At 62.0% G+C, this 9,582-nt stretch carries 7 protein-coding genes; 1 reads left to right on the forward strand and 6 read right to left on the reverse strand.

From position 1 onward, the window contains the following. Positions 1-67: 67 nt before the first annotated feature. From recJ to HYPMC_RS11520, 4 genes are all read right to left on the reverse strand, one after another. Positions 68-1,900 (reverse strand): single-stranded-DNA-specific exonuclease RecJ, encoded by a 1,833-nt coding sequence (gene recJ, locus HYPMC_RS11505; protein WP_013948114.1) that lies wholly within the window; start codon positions 1,898-1,900, stop codon positions 68-70. 132 nt (positions 1,901-2,032) lie between these two features. Continuing rightward, positions 2,033-3,034 (reverse strand): class II fructose-bisphosphatase, encoded by a 1,002-nt coding sequence (gene glpX, locus HYPMC_RS11510; protein ID WP_013948115.1) that lies wholly within the window; start codon positions 3,032-3,034, stop codon positions 2,033-2,035. A gap of 34 nt (positions 3,035-3,068) precedes the next feature. After that, a complete protein-coding gene (locus HYPMC_RS11515) occupies positions 3,069-4,394 on the reverse strand; it encodes a homoserine dehydrogenase (protein WP_013948116.1) in 1,326 nt (441 codons plus the stop codon). 8 nt (positions 4,395-4,402) lie between these two features. Then, entirely contained in the window at positions 4,403-5,629 is a 1,227-nt protein-coding gene (locus tag HYPMC_RS11520) for an LL-diaminopimelate aminotransferase (protein ID WP_013948117.1), read from the reverse strand. A 391-nt stretch (positions 5,630-6,020) separates the two neighbouring features. Here HYPMC_RS11520 and HYPMC_RS11525 point away from each other — a divergent pair, with 391 nt between their 5' ends. After that, entirely contained in the window at positions 6,021-7,829 is a 1,809-nt protein-coding gene (locus HYPMC_RS11525) for an alpha/beta hydrolase (RefSeq protein ID WP_013948118.1), read from the forward strand. Between the two features lie 37 nt (positions 7,830-7,866). Here the strand turns inward: HYPMC_RS11525 and HYPMC_RS11530 are convergent, their stop codons facing one another. Continuing rightward, positions 7,867-8,187, reverse strand: a complete 321-nt coding sequence (locus HYPMC_RS11530) for a hypothetical protein (protein WP_013948119.1) — start codon at positions 8,185-8,187, stop codon at positions 7,867-7,869. Between the two features lie 20 nt (positions 8,188-8,207). Further along, on the reverse strand, positions 8,208-9,497 hold the full coding sequence (locus tag HYPMC_RS11535; RefSeq protein WP_013948120.1) for an O-acetylhomoserine aminocarboxypropyltransferase: 1,290 nt from the start codon (positions 9,495-9,497) through the stop codon (positions 8,208-8,210). Positions 9,498-9,582: the final 85 nt, after the last annotated feature.

The following is a 9,582-nucleotide window of genomic DNA, read 5'->3' on the forward strand; positions in this document are numbered from 1 at the left end:
TTGGCAAGCCGCCGTCGCCCCTATTTCCTGCGACAGGATGGGCCATCTCAAAAAGGGGCGCAAATTCCTACTGGCGGCGGGGATCGGCAGCGTCTTCGATCTGCATTTCAATGCGTTCGCGGCCGCCCCAGGTGTCCTTGCGCAGGTGGCCTGCGACATGGAGGGGCATCCCGCTTGCCGACAGCAGAAGGTCGCCCAGCGGCTGGCCTACGGCGCGGAATGCGACGCCGTCGACGCGCGAACCGTCGCCGCCTTCGAGAATGACGCGGACGTGTGCGTCGGCGATGATCTTGCCGAATTTCACGCGGTGCGCGGGAAGCGCGAAGCGGGCTTCGGAATTGCCCTGACCGAAGGGGCTCACGCGTTCGATCAGGTCCATCAAATCGGACGTAGCGCCCGACGCGACGAGCGAAGCGTCGATATCGAGATGCGCGATGTCGCCCACACCTTGTGCTGCCGCGCCGAGGTGGCTTTGCAGAAAGGCTTCGAGCGGCGCAAGGCTGTCGCGGCTGACCGTCAGACCGGCCGCCATGGCGTGTCCACCGCCCTTCGCCAGATGGCCTGCGGTCACAGCGGCACGCACGGCAGCGCCGAGATCTATGCCGGGAACCGAGCGTAGCGAGCCGGTGCCCATCGCTGTTGCATCCCAGGCTATGACGCAGGCCGGACGACGAAAGCGTTCGACCAGACGGCTCGCGACAAGTCCGACCACGCCCTTGTGCCAAGCATCAGAACCGACAACAAGGATCGCGCGATCGGGGTTATCCGTCACCTGCCGGTCGGCGATCGCCATCGCCTCTTCGAGCACGGCCGTCTCGATATCCTTGCGTTCCTTGTTGAGCCGATGAAGCGTTTCGGCGATGCGTTGCGCTTCCGTTGGATCGGACGATGAGAGCAGCGTCGCGCCAAGTGCGGCATTACCGATGCGTCCGCCTGCGTTGATGCGCGGTCCGAGGATGAATCCCAAGTGGTAGGGCGTCGGCGCGACGGAGAGACCGGCGGCGTCGGAAAGCGCGGTCAAGCCGACGTTCTCGCGCGCCCGCATGACCGCGAGGCCCTTTTTCACATACGCGCGATTGAGGCCGACGAGCGGCACCACGTCGGCGACGGTCGCCAGCGCGACCATATCGAGAAGCGCCAGCAGATCGGGCTCGCGTGCCCCGCTGTAATGGCCGCGGCGGCGGAGTTCGCGCGTTGTCGCGACGAGAACGAGAAAGACGACACCCGCGGCGCAGAGCATCCCCTGCCCTGAAATGTCGTCCTGACGGTTCGGATTGACCAGCGCCGTCACGTCCGGCAGGCGCTCGTCAGCCTGGTGGTGGTCGATGACGACGACATCGGCGCCGAGTTTGCGCGCGGCGGCGAGCGGCTCATAGCTGGTCGTACCGCAGTCGACCGTGACGATGAGCTTTGCACCTTCGTTGACGAGGCCTTCAATAGCGGCGACGTTCGGACCATAGCCTTCGAACAATCGGTCCGGAATGTAGATGCGCGCGGGCGTATCGTGGAATTCGAGAAAGCGTTTCATCAGCGCCGACGAGCAAGCGCCGTCTACGTCGTAGTCACCGAAGATCGCGACGTTCTGTTTGCCCTGCACGGCGTCGGCAAGGCGCGCGGCAGCTTTGTCCATGTCGCGCAGCGTGCTCGGATCAGGCATCAGCGCTTTCAGCGTCGGATCGAGGAACGTCGGCACCGCGTCCAAGCCGACGCCGCGCGCGGCGAGTACGCGTCCGATCAGATCGGGCAAGCCGTGGCGCTGGCTGATCGCGGTTGCGATTTGCTTCTGATGCTCAGGAAGACGCTCACGCCACGCAAAACCGCGGGCGCTTTTGGTCACTCCGAGAAACGAACGCTCGGCAGTGCCGGCGTCCTGTTCAACTGTCGCGAGATTTGGGCGCAATCGTTTCCCCGCCGTTTCGTATGATCGGCCTCAATCGCCTCAGGTTGTAGGTCGATTCGGGCCGTGAGGCGGCATCCGCTCGCGTTGTCTCCACAAGGAGATATGAGTCCGGCGAGCGGATGGCCTGCGAGATCAGACGAAACGCGAGCCGACGTTGCGCACCCGCGACTTGATGCGGCGGACGGTGCCCGTCTTCGAGCGCATGACGACGGTTTCCGTTTCCGCGAAGTCGCCGCGAATGTGCACGCCCTTCAGCAACGAACCGTCAGTGACGCCGGTTGCGGAAAAGACGACGTCGGCGGAAGCCATATCTTCGAGACAGAACTTCCGCTTGATGTCGGAAATGCCCATCTTCTCGGCGCGAATGCGCTCTTCGTCTTTCATCGGCATCAGACGGCCCTGGATCTGGCCACCGATGCAGCGGAGAGCTGCCGCCGCGAGGACACCTTCCGGCGCGCCACCCGACCCCATGTAAATGTCGATGCCGGTTTCCTTCGGGTCCGTCGTCCAGATGACGCCCGCGATGTCGCCGTCGGGAATGAGCTGCACGCCGGCACCGGCTTCGCGGACGGCGCGGATCAGGTCGGCGTGGCGCGGACGGTCGAGAATGCAAGCCATGATCTCATGGATCGGCACGCCTTTCGCCTTGGCAAGGGCGTTGAGATTGTCAGCAGGCGTTGCATCAAGATCGACGACGCCGTTCGGGTAACCCGGACCAACTGCAATCTTGTTCATGTACATATCAGGGGCGTGCAGCAGGCCACCCTTCTCCGAGATTGCGAGCACGGCAAGGGCGTTCGGCATCGCCTTGGCGCAGATCGTCGTGCCTTCGAGAGGATCGACTGCGATATCGACTTCCGGGCCTTCGCCGGTGCCGACCTTCTCACCGATGTACAGCATCGGCGCTTCGTCCATCTCGCCTTCGCCGATGACGACCGTGCCGCGGATTTCGACGCGGCCGAGTTCACGGCGCATGGCGTCAACCGCAGCCTTGTCGGCAGCTTTCTCGTTGCCGCGTCCGACCAGATGAGCGGCGGCAATGGCGGCAGCTTCCGTCACGCGCGCCAGTTCGAGCACCAAAATTCGATCGAGACCCGGCCCGTGCGTGCCGTTTGCTTGTTCAGCCCTGCTCATGATCCATGTCCTTCCGCGGTGCCCAAGGTTTCGTTCAAAGCTCTTCGATGCGTATCATTTGCGGGCGCTCGGTGACGATGCCATCTTTCTCGATGGTTTCGAGAGCCTTACGCACGGCCTGTTCGGTGGTTTCGTGCGTGATGATGATAACCGGCTGGTCCTTGTTCGTCGGCGCGCGACCGCCGATGCGCGGCGCGTGCAGCGTCTGCGGCCGGTGCTGGACGATACTTTCCAGCGAAATTTGCTGATCGCCCATGCTTTTCGCGACAGCGGCCATGGCGCCGGGCTTATCGTAAAGCGCCAGACGCACGTAATAAGAGCCGTAATGCTGATCGAGCTTGGCGCGCTTGTGCGCCTTGAGCTTGGCGGTCGGTGTTACGAACGGCGGAACGATCAGGCCGCGCGCAATATCGAGAATATCGCCGGCGACGGCCGACGCGGTCGGCTTCGCGCCCGCGCCCGGTCCGACGAGCAGAATGTTGCCGGAGAAATCGCCGTCGATCGCGACGGCGTTCGTCACACCGGAAACTTCGGCGATGGCGGAATCCTTGTAGACCAGCGCGGGCGAAACGCGTGCCTCGATGCCGGTCTCCGTTTCCGTCGCAACGCCCAGCAGCTTGATGCGATAGCCGAGGCTGTCGCTGGCCTCGATGTCGGCCTGGGTGATCGATTGAATGCCTTCGACGTGGATCTGTTCGAAGGCGACGCGGGTGCCGAAGGCGAGGCTCGTCAGCAGCGCAAGCTTATGCGCGGCATCGAAGCCACCAATGTCGAATGTCGGATCGGCTTCGGCGTAGCCCAGTTCCTGCGCTTCCTTCAGCACGTCGTCGAAGGCGCGGTTCTCCGACTGCATCTTGGAGAGGATGTAATTGCAGGTGCCGTTCAGAATGCCGTAAACGCGCCTGACGCGGTTGGCGCCCAGCGCTTCGCGTAGCGTTTTGATGACGGGAATGCCGCCCGCGACGGCGGCCTCGAAGTTCAGCGCGACGCCGTTCTTCTCGGCCAAGCGTGCCAGCTCGACGCCGTGCTTTGCGAGCAGCGCCTTATTCGCGGTGACGACGTGCTTCTTGGCGTTGAGTGCTGCCTCGACAGCCGCCTTGGCGATGCCGTCCTCGCCGCCGATCAACTCGACGAACACAGTGTTCGACGGGTGCACCGCGAGCGCGACCGGATCATCGAACCATTCGACATTGTCGACGGCGATGCCGCGCTCTTTCTTGCGGTTGCGGGCCGAAATGCCGGTGACGCGGATCTCGCGACCGACGATGTTTGCGAAATGCGGACCGTTCGCCTGCAGCAGTCCAAGCAAACCGCCGCCAACCGTGCCTAGTCCGGCAATACCAAGGGTGAGAGGTTCCATGTCGTCGATTATCGGATTGCGGACTGCTGTGGGCGGGACATATCGGCCGACGCTTCTGCCGGCTCGGAGAAAAGCTTCTTGATCGAACGGGCAGCCTGGCGAATGCGCTGCTCGTTTTCGACCAGCGCGATGCGAATGAAGCCCTCGCCGTATTCGCCGAAGCCGACCCCCGGCGAGACGGCGACGTCGGCCTTCTCGATCAACATCTTGGCGAACTCGACGGAGCCCATGTGGCGGTACCGCTCCGGTACAGGCGCCCAGGCGAACATCGTTGCGGGCGGCGGCGGCACGGGAAACCCTGCTTTTGCGAAGCTATCAACGAGTACGTCGCGGCGACTCTTATACATGGCGCGGATTTCGTCGACGCAATCCTGCGGGCCGTTGAGTGCTGCGGCGGCGGCGACCTGGATCGGCGTGAAGGCACCATAGTCGAGATAGGATTTCACGCGCGCAAGCGCACCGATCAGCCTTTCGTTGCCGACAGCAAAGCCCATGCGCCAGCCGGGCATGTTGTAGGTCTTCGACAGCGACGTGAACTCAACAGTGATGTCCTTCGCGCCGGGAACCTGCAGCACGGACGGCGGCGGGTTGTCATCGTAATAAAGCTCGGCATAGGCGATGTCGGACAGAATGATGATGTCGAGCTTCTTCGCCAGCGCCACGGCTTCCTTGTAGAAGTCGAGGCTGACCGTCATGGCCGTCGGGTTCGACGGATACGACATGACGACGGCGAGGGGCTTCGGAATCGAGTGCTTTACCGCGTGTTCCATCGCGCGCAGAAAATCCTCGCCGTTCGATGCCGGCAGATGGCGGATAGCGGCGCCCGCGATGATGAAACCGAACGAGTGGATCGGATAGGTCGGGTTCGGCACGAGCACGATGTCGCCCGGTGCAGCAATCGCCTGTGCGATGTTGGCGAAGCCTTCCTTCGAGCCGAGCGTCGCGACGATCTCGGTCTCAGGATCGAGCTTCACGCCGAAGCGGCGCTCGTAATAAGCAGCTTGAGCCTTGCGCAGCCCCGGAATGCCCTTCGAGGCCGAATAGCGATGCGTCCGCGGCTTGTTGATCGTCTCGATGAGCTTATCGACGATATGCTTCGGCGTCGGCATATCGGGATTGCCCATGCCGAGGTCGATAATATCCGCGCCGCGTGCTCGGGCAGCCGCCTTCAAACGGTTGACTTCCGCGAAAACGTACGGTGGCAGGCGCTTGATGCGGTGAAACTCTTCGCTCAAAGATCTTTATCCCTCGGCACCGCAGCAAATCGCGGCGAAATTCATATGGCGGCTGCGAAGCTGATCAACGGTCGTTTAACCAAAGCCCAGGCTCGCGATAATGCTTGGCCGCACGCCTCTTTACGCTTGCGGCCCATGGTCCGTCCAGTACCGCGGCGCGAGGTAGCACCGAACGGGGCGAAAGGGCACGGTTTCGCATTATTTTCGCACTGCGGGAGCAAACGTGACGCGGTCATGATGGCGCCATCACCACCTACCTACTGCGAAGGGCCAACATGACCGATTCGCACTTGCTTCGACTCCCCTCTTAACGGCACTGTCGTCGAGGGTTTTGGCGAACTCGCGTACCGTGCCAACGGATAAAAAACCTTAGAAAGCTTCTTAAGCCGCCATGCCGCAAGATAGCCACGAATTGCCGCCGCTTTTCTCGGCCTACCGCATCCCGGATCCCGAGGCGTTTGCTACAAACCTGTTGAAAGCGTTCGAGCAGGGCAGCACGGCGCTTGCTCAGCTTGCGGAGCGTCCCGACGCCAAGATGGGTCCCTATTCGCCCGCGAGCGAGTTTTCGGCCGCGACCGAGACATTGACCGCGTTGGTCCGGAAATGGCTGTCCGACCCAGTTAAGCTGTCCGAGGCACAGGCCGAGTTCTTCCGGCAGTTCGCGGCTCTCTGGAACAACGTCCTGACCCGTATGCTGAACAAGGACGTGCCGCCGCTCATTGCACCGGCTGCCGGGGATCACAGGTTCAAGGACCCGGAGTGGGATCACAACCCGTTCTTCGATTTCTGCAAACAGGCTTATCTTCTGGCGTGCAAATGGGCCGAGGATCAGTTGGCCTCGACGCCAGACCTCGACGCGGTCGAACGGCATCGCGCCGAGTTCTATCTGAAACAGCTCACCAGCGCCTATTCGCCGACGAACTTCCCAGTGACGAACCCGGAGGTCTTGCGCGAGACGCTGGCGTCAAACGCCGAGAACCTGCTGAAGGGCGCCAATCTGCTGGCGGAGGATATGAAGCGTTCCGGCGATCTGATGAAGATCAGTCAGACCGACGCGAACGCCTTCGAGCTTGGCCGCAATCTAGCGACGACGGGCGGCAAGGTCGTTTTCCAGAACGAATTGCTGCAGCTCATTCAATACAGTCCGACGACGGAGAAAGTCCGCGAGCGGCCGCTGATCATGATCCCGCCGTGGATCAACAAATACTACATCCTCGACCTGACGGCTTCGAAGAGCCTGATCAAGTATGTCGTCGACCAGGGTTTCACCGTTTTCATCGTCTCGTGGGTCAATCCGGACGAAAAGCTCGCCGACAAGACCTTCGAGGACTACGTGCTGGAAGGCATCCTCGAAGCGGTGCGGGCCGTACAGAAGGAAACGGGGCTCGATAAGATCAACGTGCTCGGCTACTGCGTCGGCGGAACGGCGCTCGCGACCGGCCTCGCCTATCTCGCCCAGCGCGGCGAAGAGCCGTTCCAATGCTGCACGTTGCTGACGACACAAGTCGACTTTTCGCTCGCCGGCGATCTGTTGCTGTTCACCGACAACATGCAGCTCGAAAGTCTCGACGCGCTGATGTCGGAGCGCGGCTTCCTCGACGGGTCGCGCATGGCGAACGTCTTCAATATGATGCGGCCGCGCGACCTCATCTGGCCGTATGTCGTCAACAATTACCTGCTCGGAAAGAAGCCGTTCCCGTTCGACCTGCTCTACTGGAACCAGGATTCGACGCGCATGGCGGCGGCCAATCACAAGTTCTATCTGCGCGAGTTCTATAACGAGAACCGGCTGGCACGAGGCGACATGACGCTCGGTGGCGTTCATCTCGACCTGAAGAAAATTACGCTGCCGATCTTCTCGGTGGCGACGCGTGAGGATCACATCGCGCCAGCGCCGTCGGTATTCCGCGGTATTCAGATGTTCGGCGGCCCGGTCGAGTTCGTGCTTGCCGGATCAGGACACATCGCGGGCGTGGTCAATCCGCCGAACAAGGTCAAGTATCAGTATTGGACCGACGGCACGGCAATGACGAACATCGCCGATTGGCAGGCGTCCGCCGTCGAGCATCCAGGCTCGTGGTGGCCGTACTGGATCGAATGGCTGTCGCAGCAGTCGGGCGGTTGGGTGCCGGCGCGCGTTCCCGGCAGCACGCTCGGCGTGATCGAGGACGCCCCCGGCGCTTACGTCAAAGCGCATTGAAGAACGTCTGCGCCGCGCTGAGACGCGGCGCATGACTTCATGCCAATTCGAATTCGCCCTCGTAATCGACCGGCCAGAGAACCGTGAAATCCTCGCCATCGAGCGAGCGGAACGCGACGGCGTTGATATCGAGCTCGTCAGAAGCGTCTTCCACGATCGGCTCGATCTTCTCCCAGACCTTCGTTGCGTTCTTTGCCAGCAACACGAGATTGATCACGCCGTCACCGGGCTCGTGCCCGTCTACTTCGGCCGACGTCGAGTTACCGAGGGCTTCGATCAGGCGATCTTCCAGCGCGATGACCTTGTCGAGCGTATCGTCGTCGTCGCCCTGAAATTGAAGAACAAGCTGGTGGTTCATGGTCCCTTTCCCGTTGACGTCTAGACAGCAGCGAGCGCCTGTTCGAGATCGCCGATGATGTCCTCTATGTCTTCGATGCCGATCGATAATCTGACGACATCCGGCCCCGCCCCCGCAGCCCGTCTCTCATCGTCCCGGAGCTGCCGGTGCGTCGTCGATGCGGGATGGATGACAAGGCTTCGCGTGTCGCCAATGTTGGCGAGAAGGCTGAAGAGCTTCAAGCCCGAAACGAGCTTCACGCCCGCTTCATATCCGCCTTTGAGCCCGAACGTGAAGACGGCACCTGCACCTTTTGGACAAATCTTTTTCTGCAGCGCGTGGCAGGGGCTCGACGGCAGCCCGGCATAGCTAACCCAGGCGATTTTCGGCTGCCTTTCGAGCCATTCGGCGACAGCAAGCGCGTTGTCGGTCTGCCGTTGCATGCGGAGCGGCAGGGTCTCGGCACCCGTCAACAGCAGGAAGGCGTTAAACGGCGAGATTGCGGGCCCGAGGTCGCGCAACCCCAGAACGCGCGCCGCGATGGCAAACGCCATCGGCCCAAAGGCCTCGGCAATCTTCAGGCCGTTGTAGGAGGGGTTCGGATTGACCAGAGATTTGTAATGGTGGCGGCTTCCGAGCCAGTCGAAGGTGCCGCAATCGACGATGGCGCCGCCGATCGAGTTGCCGTGGCCGCCAATAAATTTAGTCAGGCTGTGTACGACGATGTCGGCGCCGAAATCCTTCGGGCGGCAGAGGTAGGGCGTCGCCAGCGTATTATCGACGATAAACGGTACGCCTGCGTCTTTCGCGACGGCTGCAATGGCCGGGAGGTCCACGACAACGCCGCCGGGGTTGGCGATGCTTTCGCAGAATATCGCACGCGTCTTCGGCGTGACGGCGCGGGCAAACGATTGCGGGTCTGTTGCATCCGCCCAGACGACGTTCCAATCGAACTTCTTGAACGAATGGTTGAACTGGTTGACCGAACCGCCGTAGAGCTGCCGCCCGGCAATGAACTCATCGCCCGGCTCAAGCAGCGTATGGAACGCCAGAAACTGCGCGGCATGACCGGAGGCAAGCGCCAGCGCGGCTGAGCCATCCTCCAGCGCCGCGAGGCGCCCTTCTAGCACCGCCTGAGTCGGGTTCGTTATGCGCGTATAGATGTTGCCGAACGCCTCCAGCCCGAAAAGGGCGGCGGCATGGTCGACGTCATTAAAGACGTAAGACGTCGTCTGATAAATCGGCGTGGCACGCGCGCCGGTCGTGGGATCGGGCGCTGCTCCGGCGTGCACGGCTGCCGTCGCGAACTTGACGTTCGATGATGTCGACATTGTTGGCGTTCCCCTGAAGCTTTTTGAGCCACAGGGAGCCGACGCGGAACCGGCCTGTCAACTGGCCGGCTCGTTATAAGTTTTC

This window comes from Hyphomicrobium sp. MC1 (assembly GCF_000253295.1).
Lineage (GTDB): Bacteria > Pseudomonadota > Alphaproteobacteria > Rhizobiales > Hyphomicrobiaceae > Hyphomicrobium_B.